At 58.6% G+C, this 18,352-nt stretch carries 16 protein-coding genes; 4 read left to right on the top strand and 12 right to left on the bottom strand.

The genetic code is table 11. The features are described 5' to 3' along the window. Positions 1–6 precede the first annotated feature (6 nt). The 10 genes from HY751_02460 to HY751_02415 are packed head-to-tail and all read right to left on the bottom strand — an operon-like array spanning position 7 to position 9,484. Positions 7–1,077 (bottom strand): radical SAM protein, encoded by a 1,071-nt coding sequence (locus HY751_02460; protein ID MBI4665254.1) that lies wholly within the window; start codon positions 1,075–1,077, stop codon positions 7–9. 7 nt (positions 1,078–1,084) lie between these two features. After that, a complete protein-coding gene (locus HY751_02455; GenBank protein MBI4665253.1) occupies positions 1,085–1,747 on the bottom strand; it encodes a class I SAM-dependent methyltransferase in 663 nt (220 codons plus the stop codon). Continuing rightward, positions 1,747–2,670, bottom strand: coding sequence for a transketolase (locus HY751_02450; GenBank protein ID MBI4665252.1), 924 nt, complete (start codon positions 2,668–2,670; stop codon positions 1,747–1,749). Before HY751_02450 ends, HY751_02455 begins: the two co-directional genes overlap by 1 nt. Position 2,671: 1 nt before the next feature. Next, the gene (locus HY751_02445; protein ID MBI4665251.1) at positions 2,672–3,493 is read right to left on the bottom strand and encodes a transketolase; all 822 of its coding nucleotides are present in this window, start codon (positions 3,491–3,493) and stop codon (positions 2,672–2,674) included. After that, entirely contained in the window at positions 3,493–4,530 is a 1,038-nt protein-coding gene (locus HY751_02440) for a phosphotransferase (protein MBI4665250.1), read from the bottom strand. Before HY751_02440 ends, HY751_02445 begins: the two co-directional genes overlap by 1 nt. Continuing rightward, positions 4,527–5,225: a hypothetical protein gene (locus HY751_02435; GenBank protein MBI4665249.1), complete on the bottom strand. Its 699-nt coding sequence runs from the start codon at positions 5,223–5,225 to the stop codon at positions 4,527–4,529. The genes HY751_02440 and HY751_02435 overlap by 4 nt, the downstream gene beginning before the upstream one ends. A 15-nt stretch (positions 5,226–5,240) precedes the next feature. Further along, complete coding sequence (locus tag HY751_02430) at positions 5,241–6,317, bottom strand: radical SAM protein (GenBank protein ID MBI4665248.1); 1,077 nt, start codon at positions 6,315–6,317, stop codon at positions 5,241–5,243. Between the two features lie 15 nt (positions 6,318–6,332). After that, positions 6,333–7,292 carry a deoxyhypusine synthase family protein gene (locus HY751_02425; GenBank protein MBI4665247.1) on the bottom strand — a complete coding sequence of 320 codons (960 nt, stop codon included), beginning with the start codon at positions 7,290–7,292 and terminating at the stop codon, positions 6,333–6,335. Positions 7,293–7,309: 17 nt separating this feature from the next. Then, positions 7,310–7,939, bottom strand: coding sequence for an SIS domain-containing protein (locus HY751_02420; protein ID MBI4665246.1), 630 nt, complete (start codon positions 7,937–7,939; stop codon positions 7,310–7,312). Positions 7,940–7,957: 18 nt separating this feature from the next. Beyond that, the gene (locus tag HY751_02415) at positions 7,958–9,484 is read right to left on the bottom strand and encodes an adenylyltransferase/cytidyltransferase family protein (protein MBI4665245.1); all 1,527 of its coding nucleotides are present in this window, start codon (positions 9,482–9,484) and stop codon (positions 7,958–7,960) included. Positions 9,485–10,023: 539 nt separating this feature from the next. Here HY751_02415 and HY751_02410 point away from each other — a divergent pair. The 4 genes from HY751_02410 to HY751_02395 all read left to right on the top strand — a co-directional run bounded on the left by HY751_02410 (position 10,024) and on the right by HY751_02395 (position 16,262). Then, complete coding sequence (locus HY751_02410) at positions 10,024–10,998, top strand: hypothetical protein (GenBank protein MBI4665244.1); 975 nt, start codon at positions 10,024–10,026, stop codon at positions 10,996–10,998. Next, complete coding sequence (locus HY751_02405) at positions 10,995–12,029, top strand: hypothetical protein (GenBank protein ID MBI4665243.1); 1,035 nt, start codon at positions 10,995–10,997, stop codon at positions 12,027–12,029. Before HY751_02410 ends, HY751_02405 begins: the two co-directional genes overlap by 4 nt. A 30-nt stretch (positions 12,030–12,059) precedes the next feature. After that, entirely contained in the window at positions 12,060–13,841 is a 1,782-nt protein-coding gene (locus tag HY751_02400; GenBank protein MBI4665242.1) for a radical SAM protein, read from the top strand. 90 nt (positions 13,842–13,931) lie between these two features. After that, entirely contained in the window at positions 13,932–16,262 is a 2,331-nt protein-coding gene (locus HY751_02395) for an ankyrin repeat domain-containing protein (GenBank protein MBI4665241.1), read from the top strand. A gap of 17 nt (positions 16,263–16,279) precedes the next feature. Here the strand turns inward: HY751_02395 and HY751_02390 are convergent, their stop codons facing one another. Both HY751_02390 and HY751_02385 read right to left on the bottom strand, forming a co-directional pair. Next, positions 16,280–17,242: an SDR family NAD(P)-dependent oxidoreductase gene (locus HY751_02390; protein ID MBI4665240.1), complete on the bottom strand. Its 963-nt coding sequence runs from the start codon at positions 17,240–17,242 to the stop codon at positions 16,280–16,282. 4 nt (positions 17,243–17,246) lie between these two features. Then, on the bottom strand, positions 17,247–18,311 hold the full coding sequence (locus HY751_02385) for a glycosyltransferase family 2 protein (protein ID MBI4665239.1): 1,065 nt from the start codon (positions 18,309–18,311) through the stop codon (positions 17,247–17,249). Between the last annotated feature and the right edge of the window lie 41 nt (positions 18,312–18,352).

Raw genomic sequence — 18,352 nt, 5'->3', positions numbered from 1 at the left:
GGCCTTTCAAACGAATTCCAGATGGTCGGGATCGGCTTCTATGAATTCGAGGATCTGCTTGTTAATCCGGTTCACCACGCAATGATGGTCGCAATGGATGGACGGATTTATCTGATAAAACCTGTTCTTGTCCGAGAACCACATTTCCTTAAAACTTTGCTCCTTGATGGAACCAAGCAGGCCGCAATCCAGGTTGTAAGCCTTGTCGTGGCAGGAGTAAACGTTCTGGTCGGCCCCTATCACGGGCAATATCTGGAGATACGGGCACCATTGATAATCCTTGGTGAACTTGTCGTCCAGCAGATGGTACGAATCGTAAATCTCGAACCCCTCCCCGGCCAGCTCTTCCATGGCCCTTGCGGCCTGTTCCTTCACCGGTTCGAAGATATCGCGGTGGTACTCGTTATTCTTCGCGCCGTCGTTGCTCATGATGCACGGCGACACTTTCACGCTATGGACGCCAGCGTCTTTCAGCCGCGACACCAGCTCGTAAACGTGGGCCGCGTTTTTTTGGTCCACCACTATCACCGCGCCCAGGTAGCAATTGCCGTTGAGTTTGGCGAAAGCGCCGATGTTGCCCATGACCTTGCGGAACTCATCCTCGGACACGCCGCGGTATTCGGCGTAGCTTTTTTCGTCCCACCCGTCTATTGATATCCTTATCCAGCTGGCGTTGGCGGAGAACAGCTCCGCCAGCTCGCCGGAGAGTTTTGCGCCGTTGGTGAGCGCCGCGAATTTTATTTTCGTGGCGGCCAGTTTTTTAACGGCCTCGGCCAGGTGGGGGTAATAGAACGGGTCTCCCCCGCCGCTGAAGGTGACGGCTTTCACGTCCATATCCGCCAGGTCGCCGATGATCTCCATCATCTTGGGCTGGGGAATGAAATCCCGCCTGCCCATGTCTTTGCCCAGCTGGAGGTAGTCCGTCCGGTACGCGCAGTAACCGCAGTTATGGGCGCAAACGTTGGTGGGTTTAATGCGCACGTGGAGCGGGGCCATTATCCTGCCCGACTCTTTGGGCAGGGATTCCAGCTTTTCGCCGAAATGGAATATCTTCATGCTGGTGTATAACCGGCCCATGGCTTTATTACTCGAAATAGATGAATTCATAATCGCCCGTGTATCCAAACCTGTCAAAGAGCCACTCCCAACCTTCGGGCCTGAAAAAAGCCTCGCAGGTGAGCGCCCAGCATTGAAGGTTGAACAGCTCCTCCTCGTTCCTGTAACTTTCCACCACCAGGTATTTCCGGCGGCCAACCCTTTCCATCTCCCCCAGCGCCCCGGCCAGCTGGTCCACCGGCAGGTTGTGCAGGGCGTTCAGCGACACCACCAGGTCGAAATGCCCGGCTTCAAACGGGAACGGCTCCTGCGCCCCGTGTTTGAAAAGATGGGGCCGAACCTCTTCCTTGGCGTTGGCTATGGCGTACTCCGATACGTCAAAACCGGCCACTTCGGCCTCGGGCAGGAGTTTTTTCAGCTCGTACAGCAGAAAACCCTTCCCGCAACCCACGTCCAGTATCCTTGCTTTATCGGTCAGCGCGTAAACTTCCTTTAATCTCTGGGCCACCGGGGCCCACCGGCCGTCATATTTGTAACCGCCGTACCCGAACCGCCGGTCCCCATCCCAATAGTCCTTCCCGTACTCCCGCGCCATTTTCATGCACGCCGTTTTTTCATCGGCCATGCGGCCCATGTAGTCCCTCGCCGTCCGCTTGTGTAACGGGGTGAATATGGAAACAAGCCCGCCCATCAGCCCGCAAGCCTCTTTACCGTGTCAGCCACGTTTTCCGCCGTGATGCCGTAATAGCGCATAAGCTCCGCCTGGGAGCCGTACCTGTCCGCGAAAACATCGGGTATGCCAATGCGGGCGAATTTTTTCGAGGGGTTGAAATTGGCTTCCGCCACGATTTCCGCCACGGCGCTACCCAGCCCGCCGTTTATTACCCCCTCCTCCACCGTCACCGCCACCGGCGCTTGTTGGAGCCGCTGGAGGATGGCCTCCTTGTCCACAGGTTTTACGGTATGCATATGGAGCACCCCGGCGCGCACGCCCTGGGCCGCCAGCGAGTCCGCCGCTTCCAGCGCCACATGAAGCCCAACGCCGGTGGTGATTATCACGGCGTCGTTCCCATCCCTTATGGGAACCGCCCTGCCGATTTTATATTCCGCTTCCGCCGGGGTGACTATGGCGTCGCCACCCTTGGCCAGCCGTATATAAATGGGGCCTTGATGCTCCAGTGTAAGGGGCATGAGCCTGCTCATTTCCGAAGCGTCGGCGGGGGCCAGGATGGTCATGTTCGGCAGACAACGCAATATGGCCATGTCCTCGATGGCCAGATGCGACGGCCCCAGCGGCGCGTAAACCAGCCCTCCGCCGCTCCCGATAAGGCGGACGTTGAGATGGTGAAGGCACAGGTCCAGCGTTATCTGCTCGAAACAGCGGCGGGTGAGGAACACGCCGATGGTGTTGATGTACGGGATGCTTCCCTCCAAAGCCATACCGGCGGCCATGCCCACTATGTTGGCCTCCGAAATGCCCTCCATCAGGAACCTTTCGGGAATCTCCTTTTTAAACTTATCCAGGGTGCCCACGCCCAGGTCGGAGCCTATGAAGAACACCCGTTCGTCGGCCTTGGCCATCTCATAAACCATGTCCAGGCAAGTCTTGCGCATGTTACCCTTCCAGCGCCTCCATAAGGCGGCTGACCTCGTCCTGCCCGATCTTGTTCTTGTGGTGCCACTCCATGTTGTTCTCCACGAAAGAGGCGCCCCTGCCCTTTACGGTGTGACAAATAACGGCCACGGGTTTGCCGCTTTCGGATTTTGCGTTAAATAACTTCGCGAGGGATTCCACATCGTGCCCGTCCGCCTCGCGGGTTTCGAACCCGAAACTGCGCCATTTGTCCGCCAGCGGCTCCAGGTCCAGCACCTCGAAGGTGGAACCGTAAGCCTGGGACTTGTTGTAGTCCACAATGGCCGTGAGGTTTGACAGCTTGTGTTTGGAGGCGCTCATGGCCGCTTCCCATACCGAGCCCTCGCCCAGCTCGCCGTCACCCATTACCACAAAAACCCTGTGGTTTTCTTTTTTCCGCCGGGCGTGCAGGGCCATTCCCGTACCGATGGGCAGGCCGTGGCCCAGACTGCCGGTGGATACCTCCACGCCGGGGGTGGAATGTTCAGGATGGCCGCCTAAAAGGCCTTCGAACTTGCACAGCTTCCAGAGCTCTTCTTCGTTGAAGAAGCCCTTCTCCGCCAGCATTACATATAGCGCCACGCACCCGTGCCCCTTGCTCAATATGAAGCGGTCCCGCAGGGGCCATGACGGATTGTTAGCGTCGTACCGTAAGACGTGGTCATAAAGCGCCCGGATAATCTCAACAAGCGAGAATGCGGGCCCCAGATGCCCCCGCCCGGCGGCTCCCAGGGTTTTGACGATCATCCGCCGCAAGCCCAGCGACCGTTTGTCTAAAATGGATAAAGCCTGATTCACCGGCATCATGCCCCGCAATAAAAATTGGCGTAATTTTTGGTTATTTCACCGGTCATGCGCTCCGCCTTTCGCAGTTGGGCGCGCCGGATATTTTCGGCGTCCGCGCCGTTTGCCGCCTGCCGTAAGGCCCGGCCCGGCAGAAAATCGTTCAACATGATCATCGCCCATTTTAAGCCGAACAACGGATAATAATACCGGACGCGGACTGGAAGATTCCCGTCGTTACCGAAAACGTTCATCGCGCCATCCAGGAACCGGCGTTTAAGCGCTTCTGTCAGCGTCATGGCCGGGCTCAGAAGAAAATCGCATATCATCTTCGCCGGGTCGTCCCAGCCGAAATATTCGAAATCAACGAATACCAGCTGGCCTTCCTTCCCAAGCACCGTGTTGTGGAAGCCGAAATCCGACTGGCTCAAGGTTCGATACGCCACCCCCAACTCCTCATCCATCGCCAGCCCGCCATTGTCCGTAACCCATTTTTCCATCTCATCGAAAGATGGCTTGAACACCCCGCCAAGGAACTTTTTCAGGTCATCATGCGGTTGGCTGTCCACCGGAATATTTTCCAGCGCGTCATACCGCCTGCGGACGCTCTCCATCACGGCCCGCAAGGAAAAACAGGCTTCCGACGCTGGAAACAATTCCCGGCCGCCATCGGCCCCGGAGATTTGTTTAAGCCGGGCGGCAAAACCCACAAGCTCGTCTATCCTGCCCGCGGTGAGTTTATCCTGCCCAATCGCTTCACCCTCGATATATCCATATACGGCCTGGTTCCCTTCGCTGTCGGCCATCACCGGCCTGGGAACATTGCGGAACCCGTTGTCCCACAGGAACCGTAACGCTGAAAACTCCACTTCCATCCGGCTCCTGCCATCCATGGTTTTGCCGAAATACCGTTTGAGCGCTCTGCGGTCTCCATCCTCCAGCGTTATGAGATACACGGCGCTGTTCCTGCCGCCGCCCAGCCAGGTGGCGGCCACCACTTGCCGGCCCTCCACCTCCGGCGGAACGCCGGGGACCGTTGTGGATGTTTCGCCAGTCATAGTCCGGCCTTTGCGGAGGGACCGGGGTCAGGCGACCCCGGAGAAGCGGATGTTGAGCGGCTATCCGGCGAGGCGGCGAAGAAAAAACCCTCTATCTCTTTCCAGGTTTTCATCACCACAACGCCGGGCGGAAATGGACCCTGCCCTTCCTGACAGAAAAGGATTTTGCCCACATCCGCCGGGAATGAGTCTTCCAGAAACACTTCCTCCAGATCGTCAATGAAATGGGTGCAACCCGCCGCCCCTATCCGTTCCACCTTTTCAAACCGGGTACTCTCGAAATACACCTGGCCCGGTTTCAACCCCAACCCGCCGGGGGAGAAAAAACCCTGCCCGGCCATCCAGCCCATGGCGGCCGAACGCAGGTTCGTGCCGGTGGTGTCCATCCCGGCGTATTCGGTTTTATGGCTTATCACGCAGGTTGTAATGCCCGCGCCGTGGCATCTTTCAAAAAACTCCCGCGCCCCGTCTTTCAGCTTCGCGTCCCGCATCCGTGGGCCGTAAATTTCCGCCTGGAGCGATTGCCAGAGGATGTCCCCCTCCGGCAGAAGCCGTATGGCGTCACGAACGCTTTTCTTGCCCCGGTCCGCGCCGGGCGCGGTAAACCCCCGCTCCAACGCTATGGAGAAGATGAGGTCGTCATAGTCGGCGATGGTGTTGTCGAAATCCACGCCTATCAGTAATTGTCTGTTCATATGTTCATGCGGGGGCTATATGAAATTGACATGGGGCGGCGGATTTTTCAGGTCCCACAGATACCTGTTCACCTCGTCCATCCGGCAGTTGTTCCGGCACTGGCACAGGTCGAACCCGTTGGCGACCCATTCCAGCGACTTGCGTCTTTTCTCCCCTTCCCAAATCTGGCGGAAGCTGTTTTCATAAATGGAGCCGTAATAGAAACGCCCGTCCCCCACGAAATCCAGACATCCCCATACACCACCGCCGGAGTCCAGATAAGACCAGAACGGTAGCGCCTGGCATTTCTGATACCGCCCGGCCTTTCCAGCGTTGGCGCTGTTTTTGGACATGGCGTTCCCCCGGAATATCACCGAGAACCCGTTCCCGTTTAGAGCGGCCAGCTCTTCGGCCAGCCTTTCAGTATCCTCGTATTTAACGTCTTTATACACGGTGGATCCGCTCTGCGGGTGCTGGGAATATGGTTTCACCACCAGATAGTCCGCGCCGGTGTCCCGGGCTATCCTGGCCAGCGCAACGGCCTCCTCCCGGTTTTCCGGAAGTAATATCATCTGCATGCCCAGTGTCACCTTGTAGGTGTTATCGTCTTTTATCTTTCTGGCGGCGGTGATGTTGTTTATAACCGTCTCCAGCTCACCGCTCTTCGCGCCGTTCACTTTCATGTATGTGCCGTTGGTGGCGGCGTTGACGCTGAATTTTATCCACTCCATGTGGGGCAGGATGCGCTCCGCCAGGCCCTTTTTGAAAAGGACGCCGTTGGTGGTCATGGACACGTCTATCCCGGCGGCTTTGGCGGACTCCACCATTTCAGCGATGTCCTTGTGCAGTAGCGGCTCACCCTCGCCGCAGAACATCACGCTTTTCAACCCCAGCGCGCCCAGTTCCGCCAGCCGCTCCCTGACAATGGATGTTTCAAGGCTCCGGGGCTTGTAGCCCAGATAATCCACGCCGCAGAAGGTACACCGGTGGTTGCAGGCTCCGGTGGGGCTTATCTCCATATAGACGGGGTAGATGTTCTCCCCATTCAGCCAGCTGTTCACCCGGCCCACATGGTAGTGAAGCTTGTGGTTATCAACCCTGAACTTGTCCACTTATTTACGCCTGCTTTAAGGTTTGGCGCCTGTTTGGGCCAGCCTGGCCCACAGCGCCGGGATTGTTTGCGCGTGCGCGCCCTGGACGTATATGCTCTCCCCGCCGTCGGCCACGGTGCGGGCCAGCATGGTTTTCCATGGGCGGTAATAATAAGCCGGGTCGCCTTTTTGAGGCTCTTTGCCGTAATCGCGCCCGCCGATATCGTGAAGGTCGCACACCAGCGTCGTGAACCGGCGGATGCGCCGCCCTTCCGAATGGGCCACGTTCCTTGCCATAGCCAAGGCTTTTAAATAAACCTCCGGGCCCATCACCGCCGAGCCGAAATTCATCACCACACCCCCCTCAAGCTTTTCCACAACGGCGGCGAACTTGAGAAAATCGGTGTAACTTGTGGCGCCATAGGCGGCCCCGTCGCAATTGGGGTGTTCGTGGACTATGTCGTACCCGATGCCCACATGGGCCGTCACCGGCACGCCCAGCCTGTAACCCGCCGCGAAAACGCTGATGTCTCTGTGGGGCAGTTTTTCATCTTCGATGGCTTTGCCCACCGCCTCGCCCAGCCCCAGCCCGGCACGCCACCCTTCCACGGCGATGTCGTTCACGCGCCCGGTTTCCCGCCACAGACCGAACCGCCCTTCGGAAACGTACCGGGCCACGCTCTCGGTGGTCTTGCCAGTGAGCGCGAACTCGTAATCATGAATCGCCCCGGCCCCGTTGGTGGCCACAAGGGATATATATCCCCTGGCCATCAGGTCTATTATGTAGCGCTGGACGCCGCTTCTTATGACGTGGGCGCCCATTATAAAAATCACCGCCGCGCCGCGCTCCTTGGCTTGCCGGATACGGTCCGCGGCCTTGTCCAGCCCGGGCGAAGCCATGCCGGACCCGGTCAAATCGAGGATCGCTGTTAAATCCAGATCGCTTTGGCGCTGATCGAGCGGCTCAAGCTTCAGCCTGGATCGATCGAAAACCATGTTCGTTATTCTTCGTTTCAGGACTGGTTGGGGGCGAATAGTTTCCTTGAAAGGCAATCATCCAAAGGCTTGCGCCCGTCGAGGCTTACAGAGTCCATCCAGAAATGCAATATGGCGGCGTGGCAGGTTTCCGCGTGGCCGTAGGTTTCGGCGGGAACGTACGCGTTCAGGGAGCCGCCCATCCGCAACGGGTTTTCCGAGGACATTGCCGAAAGCGTGATCACCGTCATGCCCAGTTCCCGGGCCACGCTTACTGCGTTCAATATGTTTTCCGACCGGCCCGAACTGCTGATGGCCACAAGCATGTCTCCCAAAGCGCCGCGCCTGCGCAGAGGCTCCGAATACACCGCGTCGTAGCTTATGTCGTTGGCCATGGCGGTGATTAGCGACAGGTCCGAAAAAACCTGGGTATGCACATGGGCGTTCTTGGCCAGGTCCGCCGAGATGTGGCTGGCCATGGAGGCGCTGGCGCCGTTGCCTATGAGGAAACAGAGCCTTCGTTTTTCCCTAAGCTCCACCGTCCACCTGCGCCAGAGGGCGAACCCCTCGTCGAAACTCACGTCGCCCCCCATCTCGTCGCGGAACGAGAAGGACGAAAGCAGGTGGTTCAGCTTTTTCAGCTCTTCAAGCCATGTTGAGTTATTCATGTGCGCAGGTTTTTCCAATTATTTCATCAGCGACGTAATATGCCTGAAAAGACTGGAAGGCTCTATCGGCGTTTTGTTCCCCATGATGGCGCAGGCTTCCGCGCCGGCCACGTTGCCGATGAACCCCACGACCTCCATGGGGAGCCCCAGCGTAACGCACGGCGCCGTGAGGGCCAGCACCGCGTCGCCGGATCCGATACGGTCCACCATTTTCACCGAAAACGCCGGAATTTCGCAAAAACCCGTGGTTTCATCATAACACAGACAGCCGTTCTTCCCCTTGGTAACCACCATCCGGCCGCAGTTGGAATTTTTGGCGGCCCGCTCCACAAGCTTTTTCAGATCGCCGCTCATGTCGCGGCTGTCCAGCCGTATCTCCGGCTCGGCTATTGATATGAAATCCGCCCGGGGGTATTTGGAGATCATGTTAAACCCCATGTTCCCGGCGTTGGTCTGGGTATTCACCGCCAGGAATTTCGCCTTTTCGGCCAGGATTTTTATGGACCGGTCGGTGAACAGGCCATGGCCGTAATCGGCCACCACCACCACGTCGTATTTTGGAAGCTCCTCCTCCAGGCTGGCGCAGAAAGCCTCCTCCAGCTCGCCGTTTATCTTGCCGTTCTCCATTATGTACACTTCGAACAGCTTGGAGCCCGAATAGCTTTCCACGAACCGGCGTTTCACCAGCGTGGGTTTTCCGCGCTGGCGCAGGAACATGGGCGTAACATTGGGATAAAGCTTCCCGTGGACAAAATCCTCGAAGGAGTCCACCTCGCCGATCATGCTCATAAGCCCCACCTGGCCGCAAAATCCGGAAACGTGGTTGGCGATGGCCAATATGCCCCCGGCGTAGGTTTCCTTGTAAAGGTTGCGGACGGCCAGGATGGGCTCTTTGTTGGCTTTGCCCAGGGCGGCGCAGAAATGGTACTCGTCTATGATAGTCTCGCCGATGGTGAGGACCTTGAGCTGGTTTATCTTCTGGATGTGGCCGATTATTTCCTCGGGGGTGTGGCGGCTCCGGAAATCTTCCAGGAAAAGTTTGGCTTCCGGGGTGAAAATGTCCATAAACCGGTTTATCAGCGTGGAGGCGCTATAGGTCTCCTCGTCGGTGAACACCATGTTTCCGCCGACGCCCCGGATTGCGTTTTCCTCCTGGTCAATGGCGTCCGAATGGTCCCGCTTGCCCTCGCCGCGCACGATGCCCTTAACGAAAAGGTCGGGTTTGATGATGTTTATGGGCTCCACGGCTGTGGGCCAGTTGTTCACACCCACCCAATCCACGCACCCCATGGCGGCCAGCGCCTCGGCGCGCAACATTTCGGGGAACGCGGGGCGGTGCGGCCCCTTGTTCACGAACCGGTCGGGGGTGACGGTTACGATGAGGATGTCCCCCAACCGGCGGGCGGCCTCCAGATGTTTTATGTGGCCGATGTGAAGCAGGTCGAAAACGCCGTGGCAGTAAACGACCTTTTTCCCCCCGGCCCGGGCGGATTGCGCCGTTTCGGCCAGCTCCGCCAGCGTCTTGATCTTGTCTCTATGGTTCATTTCGCCAATCCGAACGTCTAACGATGGCCAATGGAGTATCTTCCAACAACGAAAGCGGGGTTTGGCGAATGGCTGGCCTTTTAGTCATTTCCAAGCCCTCAAACCCGGTATTAACCGGCGATTTTAACAAATAAGTCAAAAACCCCGCCCTACAATTTAACATATCGGTAATTGGCATTTTAACTTTAGGGAAATAAGGGTAGTGTCTCAGCTTGAAAGTACAGGGGGGATTCTTCACTTACGCCCAGAACGGCAATATAAAAGCCGTTGATAACATTGTCATCCTGGGCGAAGCGCAAGCGAAGTGAAGGATCTGTCCATTATTTGAGATCCAAACTGGGACACCACCGAAATAAGCCTTGGCCCGGCGGCTTTTTGACGGGGCCAAATAACGCTAAATACTTTACTTTATGGCCGTTGCGGGAAATAATACGCCCTGTTGGCGCGGAACACGCGCTTAAAATGCGCCCTGCGCAAGCGGCATTTATCCATTAAGCGCTAATCATAAACCCTCTTTCGCCGATAATATCAGGATGGGTTTGACTGGCAATAACAGCGGCGGGGGAGCTGGGTCGGCGAATCACTCCGCCGGAACCCTGGTCCTGATTGGAACCGCCCGGAACGAGTTCGTTATAAAAGCGCTTTCCGCCTTGCGGCTCCGGGAGGGCGCTGTCCACCTGCTGGTGGAAAAAAGCAGGGCGGAAACATTTTCGGCTGGCGGAACCGCTTTATCCGCATTCTCCGGCCATATTTCATGGCGCAACCTTTCGCTGTTGCGGGCGCTCAGGAAAATCCGCCCGGCCCGCATCGCCATTGTTATTGGCGACCAGTTCTACCATTTCAACGTTGTTGACGCGCTGGATAAATGGATCCGCGCGGGCCTTCTGCCCCGGGCCGAAACGTTTATATCCTTTTCCATAGACCCGGGCGGGTTGCGACCCTGGAGGTTCCCCTCCACGGCCCTTAAAGACCCGTGGGCCATTCTGGCCCATGACGAGGGGCTGGGCTGGATTAACCGCCCAACTAGTGTCAAACGTCACATCTTTAGGGAAGGCGGCGCGGTTGATGGGCTTTTCCAGATGACGATAGACATTGCCGGGCGGCGCGTAACCGCTCCCGGCGGGGAAACCGGGGGTAATAGGCCGGTCATGGCGATATTCGGCGGAACCGGCGTGTTCGCCCCCAATTTGAGCGATGAGAAAACATTCCCCTGGCGGTTGCAAGAGCTTCTGCCCGGCTACCGGGTTATAAACTGCTCCGCGCCGGGCTATGGCGTGGAACAGTCGCTAGGGATGATGAAACGGGTATCCGGCGAATCGCAGGTGGCGGAGGCGGTTTTATGCGTGAACGGTAATGTAACCGATAAAGCTGTTTCGGAGGCTGTGAAAATCTGTGAAATCGCCAAGTCCAGGTTTACAAGTCTCGACAACTTTTCGCCGGATTCGGAAGAGAGCGCGGGACGCGCCGCCCACGCCGTGGCGCAGATCTTTCAACCGCGCGGAGACCGGCTATGAAATTCCATTTCGTCACAGTGTTGTGGGGGGAGGAATACACAAGCCTGTATCTTGATTTATGCCTGCCGACCCACCTTGCGCCCGGCAACGTGCCATCTGTCACGCTTAAGGCCGATGCGGTTTACAAGATTTATACAACCACCGCCGACGCGGAAAGAATCGTGTCCCACGCCTCATTTAAAAGCCTTGTGGCGCAGGCCCCGGTGGACGTGGTGGCGGTTGACCATCTATTCTCCACTGGCGGCGTGACAAAATCCAATCCGTTGATGGGCATGACGTGGCTCCACCGCATGGCTGTGGCCGAGGCGGCCTCTGAAAACGCGGCGCTGGTGTTCCTTACGCCGGACATGGTTTGGTCCGACGGGTTCTTCAACCGCCTTTACGAGCTGGCGCGGATGGGCAAACGGGCCGTGATGACCACGGGTTTCCGCACGGTGAAAGAAACCTTCGCGCCCGCTTTAAGATCGGCCTTTGGCGCCGGGGGGGTGATAAGCGCCGCGCCCAGGCAATTGGTAAAGCTGGCCCTTGAGCATGCCCATCCGCTAATGGACACATATTTCGCGGACTCGCCCAATTTCAGCGAGGCTCCGGTGAACCTTTATTTCCGGGTGGGGCAGGAAGGGTTCGTGGCCCATTGCCTGCATCTATTCCCCGCGATGGTATGGCCCCGTAATTTAGGCGCGCTTCCTGTCGGCGCGATAGACACCGATTTCCTGACAGCCGCCGTGCCCGACCCGGCGGATTACCACATAGTGGGCGATTCCGACGAGATGGCCACGTTTGAGGTGAGCGGGCGTGGGAAGGAGCAGGGCCCCATCATGCCCAACAGGTTCAGCTTATCCAGTTTCGCCCGGTTCATCGCCCGGCGCGGCGACAGGATACACCATCATTTTCTGCGCCAGCCTATCCGCATCCATCACGCGGATATGTCCAACGAATGGGAAGCTGTGGGGCAAAACGCGGATAAGATAATAAAGCAGGCCCTGGGGCTGAAGAAATGGAACCGGCTGTTCATCCCGTTCGCGGGGTGAAGGGTTATTGATCCGAACAATGGAGCGTAAATGAAAATAGTCCTGGCCAACTGCGTGGGGATAGACGGCGCGGGATGGTACATCATCCCCTACCCCAGCCGGTGGACAACCTCCGCCAAAGGGCATAGCGACGCTTTCACCTATTATCCGAGAGACCTGGGTTATCTAAGCTCACTTTTGAAAAGGGATACCGGCCACGAAATAAAACTTGTGGACGCGTGCCTTACCCGGATGGACAAAGAGGACTACGCCAAACTCATCGCCGGTGAGAAGCCGGACTGGCTGTTGATGGAAAGCTCCACCCGCACCATAAACGAGGACATGTGGGTGGCCCGCGCCGTTAAGGCCGCCACCGGGGCCAAAGTGGCCATGACCGGCCAGCACCCCACCACCTACCCCCGGTCGGTGGAAGGCGTTTGCGACCTGGTGATAAAAGGGGAATACCTGAAACCCGCTCTGGAGTTTTTCAGGAACGGCGCTAAAACCCCTGCCAGCGGCGTCATCGAGTTTGACCGGGGCAACCTGATAGACGTGGATGAACTGCCGTTGCCGGAAGACGGAGACATAAGCCGGTTGGCTTACGCCATGAAAGGCGACCCCATTTGCAGATACCGGGAGGCGCAGGTTTACGCCTCTCGTGGTTGCCCATACAGGTGCGTGTATTGCGTGGCGTGCCACACCTATTACGGCGGGCCGGATTACCGGGCGCGGAACGCGGATAGCGTGGTGGCGGAGCTGGACATGCTTTTCACCAAATACCCCTCGCTGGAAGGGGCGTTTTTCGACGACGAGATCCACAACGCCAACATCGCCCGCACAAAGAAACTGGCCCGGGCCATAACCGCCGCCGGGCTGGACGGTAAACGGTACGACGCCATGTGCGCATACCAGAATTTCGACCGGGAGGCGCTGGAGCTTATGAAACGGGCGGGATATTACCAGGTTCGCGTGGGAGTGGAAACCGCCAGCGACACCGTGGCCCAAGGGCTTCAGCTGGGCGCGAAATACCGGCCCGATAAGCTTAACTCGTTTTTGGATACGGCAAAAGAAATAGGGCTGGGAGTGTACGCCACCTTCACCCTGGGCGGGCCGGGCGCAACCGCAGAGGAAGACGGCAAGACGGTTAAGCTCATGCGACAGCTCATTGAGAGCGACCTGATATCGGACTGCCAGGTGTCCATCTGCACACCCCAGCCGGGAACGCCTTTCTACGATTGGGCGCTGGAAGCGGGGGCGCTGGTGGACAGGGGTTGGGAGGATTTCGACGGTGGCGTGTCCAGCGTGATAGACCTGCCGGGCTATACGGGCGGACAGATAGAGTCTGTCCGTCTCGACGCGCTACATGCTTATGACGAGGCCCGCAAAACACGGGACGGCCGGGTGTTTTACGACAACTGGGACAAGTCTGTTAAAACCGCTGGGATTGCGCCAAAGCGTCCTCTGCTGTTCCGCTCCAGCCGGGACTGGCACATCGAAATGTGCCTGAACGCCGTCCGGCAAAGCTGGACTGAAGCGGAGGTAGGGTTTCTATGTCACGAGGGCCACAGGGCCGGTTTCGAAAATAACCGGCCGTGGCTGAAAATCCTCCCTTACGGGCGCGAAGGCTTTTTAAGCGTGGACGGGCTGGATGGATCTCTTTTAGATAACATCGCCCGGTTCGCGCCGGACACCGCTTTTATCCCATCAAACTCATATCATTGCCGGGGGTATGGCAATGTGCTGGAGGTGGCGGAACGGCTTTCCATACGCGATGTATATTTCATCAACTCCGCCGGGGAGATAATCCCGGCGCGCCGGAGTCAGGCGCGATAGACGGCTTTAGGCTGGAAACGCGGACCGGTCGCCTTTAATATGTTGGTTCATGGTTTTTATATAAGGCTTCTTGTGAATTCCAGAATCAATATGAACCGGTTGTCCGCTTTGCTGGCATGCGCCTGCCTTTTGTTAAGCTCGGCCTGCGCCAGCCACGATCCATCCCTTCTGATGACCTCCGCCGCCAAGGGAGACCTGTCGCATATAGATACCCTGCTGGCCGAAGGCGTGAAACCCGGAACAGCCGACGAGCTGGGGTTCACCCCGGTTATGGCCGCAAGCGAGGCGGGGCGCGTGGAGGCGCTGAAAAGGCTCATAACAGCCGGAGCGGATGTGAACGCCGTTAACTACGCCGGGAAAACCGCGCTGATGCTCTCGGCTGGCAAAAACCGGCCGGAAGCCGCCAGGACGCTACTGGAAGCCGGGGCGAAGGTGGATTTGAAAGACAACCTTTCGCGCACGGCGCTGTTTATCGCAGTCGAGACAAAACATCCGGCGCTGGTGGATGCGCTCATCGCCGGCGGGGCGGACGTGGAAATCGCCGACAGGATGGGCAAGACCCCCCTCATCCGCGCCGCCATGAGTGGCTCCACCCAAATGGTGGCATCGTTAATCAGCGCGGGAGCTTCGGTAAAAGCGAGGGACGCGAACCGCAGGACCGTGCTGATAGGCGCCGCATCCACCGGGGCGGTTGAGTGCATAAAGCTCCTTGTCGCCGCCAGGGCCGACGTGAACGCCACCGACGACCTGGGGCAGACCGCGCTTACCCTTTCCACCCGGCAGGCGGACTGGTCCACCGCCTCAGTCCTTATCGCCGCCGGGGCGGACGTGAACGCCATGGACACCCTGGGGCAAACGCCGCTCATCGAAGCCATAAAGGCCGGGAACGGCCCTGCCGCGCTAAACTTCATAATCCATGGGGCCGACGTGAACGCTGGCGACAACGCCGGGAGAACGCCCCTGATGGCCGCTGGCGAGGTTAATGACGTAGAGACGGCTCAAATACTCATCCAGTCCGGCGCGGACGTTAACGCCGTGGACCAGTATGGGCAGACCGCCCTGGGCAAGGCCGCCATGGCCGGGGCCGCCGGAACGGCTGACGCGCTCATAAAAGCCGGGGCCAACGTGGACGCCGTATCCGGCGCGGGGGAGACCCCGATACTTGCCGCCGCTAAAAATGGGGACGGGCAAACGGTGTCGCTGTTGCTTGCGGCCGGGGCGGATGTGACCCGGGCCGGGCCAGACGGGGTGAAACCCTTCGAGGCGGCCTTAAAGCTGGGGCACAGGAAAGCCTATCAACTCATCCGGGAGCGGGAATATATAACAAAACTTGCGGTGGCGGAAGGCGAGGCTCTGGACAGGCTTTTATTCCATGCATCGCTGGAAGGGATGGAAAACTCCATCCAGGCCATGCTGGAAAAAGGGGCCAATCCCAACAAAGCTGGCGCGCTTAAATTCCCCTATGAATATTACGGCCCCAGGGCGGATGATTTGGCGGGCCTTATCCGTGATGGTTACAAAAACCCAAACAGTATTAATTGCTCCGCGGCCACTCCCCTATCGGCGGCAATACAAAACTCCGCCAATGGCGCGGCGCTGGCGTTGCTTAGAAACGGCGCGGAGCCGGACCGGGCGGATTCATGCGGAAGGACCCCATTGATGTTGGCCGCCGCCACCGGCAACGCGGAAGGGGCCAACCTGCTTCTGCTATTCGGCGCGAATGCCGATACTAAAGACTCCGTCTCCGGGGCCACGGCCCTCCATCTAGCCGCGCTTGGAAACCATCTGAACGTGGTAAAAGCGTTATTGCCGGCGGGCGCCAGGGGAACGGAAGCGGATAACGGCGGATTTGCTCCGTTAAAGCTGGCGCTGGCTTTGGGACATTCCGGCGCGGCTAAAGAGATGGCGGAGAATCTTGAGGGCGCTGGCGCCGCCGTGGCCAGGGATGAGCCTCTTTTCAAAAGTCTCTCAGAAAAAGGCAAGCCAGCGGTGGGCGGAGCCCCTGCGCTGGCCGCGGGTTTTAAGGATTCCCTCGCCTTGCTCACCTCCATCAGGGAAGGTAAGTACGTTACCGGCGATAAATACCGTTTCTCCACGGCCCAGGCCCGCAACAAATATTTGGCCGCGGCTCTTGCAAACCCGGTTTGGCGCAAGGAATTTTCGAGGGCGCGGGGTTGTGGATACAAAACAACGCAAGGCCCATCACGGAAAAACGCATCAGGATTTACCGCCACGGTTCTTTGCGGCGGGAACCAGGGTGGGGCCCAGACGCGCGAAATCCTTGCTGAAAAGCCCGGAGCCTTCTGGACTGCGCCCGGTGGCTCCATTCCGCCGGGAACATATCACGCCGCCGCCATGGCCGTTTGCGGATGCGTGGAGACGGAAGCTGGTGTAGAAGAAAACGGGGAAGAAACCCCATAGCCGGCCTGATACCGCCGTTACTTCCCAAGTTCCTTGCGGAAGAACTCCCAGACGCGCTCCAGCCCTTCCGGTAGGGCGGTTTCCGGCTTGAATCCGAAAACCCGCGAGAAGTTTGAGATGTCGGCGTAATTCCTGATTATCTCCCCGGGCCGGGGTGGCAAATATTCTATTGGGGCGGTTATCCCGGCGTGACGCTCCACGACTCGCTTTACCATATCGCCCAGGCTGTTTATCGAAGTCTCCGTCCCGGAACCCAGCTGGTAGGCTGAACCCCATATATTCGGACCTCCGGCGTTGTGGCGCCCATTCTCCAGCGTAAGGATAATGGCCCGGCACAGGTCGTCTATGTATATAAAATCCCGGGTCTGCCCGCCATCGCCATAGATGGCAAGCGGCCTGCCCTCCAGCGCGTTCCTGAAGAACACCGACACCACGTCGGACTTCATCATCGAGCCCGGCCCATAAACGTTGGAGAAGCGCAGGGCGGCGGTTTGAATCCCATAAGAGGCGTGACAGGCGGACAAATAGCCCTCCACCGCCATTTTCGAGGCGCCATAAGCCGACAGGGGTTTTAGCGGCGAGTTCTCATCCACCGGCTGGGGCGCCTCCCCCACCGCCGCCGAGGAGGAAGCGAATATGAACCTTTTAACGCCGTTCTTAACCGACGCCATGAGGGTGTTCAGGCTTCCGGCCACATTCACCCCGAAATCCAGCATTGGGTCTTTTATGGACTCGGCCACATCGGCGTGCCCGGCAAGATGGGCCACCGCGTCATGCCCGGCCACGGCCCGTTCCACGGCTTGAGGGTCCCGCACATCCCCTTCAATGACGGTAGCGCCGCAACCATCCACCGCCTTCCGGGAGCCGGTCGAAAAATTGTCGAACACCGTTACCCGCGCCCCTTCCGCCACCAGGCGTTTAACCAGGCTTGCGCCGATGAATCCGGCCCCGCCGGTAACCAATATACGGCCCAGCTTCACCGCGTCACCGTATCCAGGTCTTGACGATGGAGCGCATGAAGTTGAACCCGTAAACCAGGTTGGTCCCCTTTTTGCTCACGCCGCTTATCCTGCGCGTTATGGTGATGGGGCGTTCGGTGTGTTTCAAACCCCTCTTACCGGCTTCTAATAGCTGTTCGGCGGCCCAGAACTGGTCCTGCCGCAAGTCCATCTTTCGCAGGGCGTCCATCCGCAGGGCGCGGTAGCCGCTGGAGCAGTCTGTGATCTTAAACCCCGTGAGCAGGCTTAAAAGCGCGCTGAAAAAATGCACCCCGGCCAGGCGGATGGCCGAGTCGCTCTCCCGGGCGCCCAGTATGCGGGAGCCCACCACCATGTCCGCCACCCCCGCAAGCGCCGGGGCGACAAGGGTCTCCAGCTCTTCCGGCTGGTGCTGGCCGTCCGCGTCCATTATCACCACGGCGCCATCGTTGGCCATGGCCTTCGCGGCGTCCAGCCCCAGGCGGATGGACGCGCCCCCGCCCCGGTTTGTCACGTTGCTTATGACCCGCGCCCCCAGGGCCCGGGCCGAATCGCCGGTGCCGTCCGCGCTTCCATCGTCCACCACAAGGGTTATCAAAGGCAGGCCAAGGACCATCCCGGGGATTCGCGGCAGGACCTGGGCGATGTTCTCCACCTCGTTATACGCGGGCATGACGATGATAACGGCGCGCTCCATGGGCGCAAGGTCCTCCATGGACATGAACCGGTCCATGGCGAGCTTTCTTACAAGCCTGTCGAACTGGGCGGCCAGTTTTTCCCGTTTGCCCCGCTCATCAATGAGCGCCACGAATAAAAATAAGACCGATATGACCAATAAGGTGATTATCCTGCCCGAAGGCTGGCCCCGTTCGCCGATCACCCCGGCGGGGATGTTTACAAGGGAGGGGAAAAGGCTAACAAGCAGGATTACTATACCGAACCCGCCCAAGGCGGACACGCTGGCCCGGCTGTCGGAATAGGAGCGCAACTTCCTGATGGCGCAATAAATGGCCACCGCGCCCGTGAGCGCCCCCAACAGCCTTAGGTTCGATATGTGAAAAAGGTCTTCCATGCGGCTTTCCAGGAATTAAACATGGCGCCACCGGCGCTTTA

This window comes from Nitrospinota bacterium (assembly GCA_016208975.1).
Classification (GTDB): Bacteria; Nitrospinota_A; UBA7883; order UBA7883; family JACRLM01; genus JACQXA01.
This window is presented reverse-complemented; position numbering and strand designations above follow the sequence as displayed.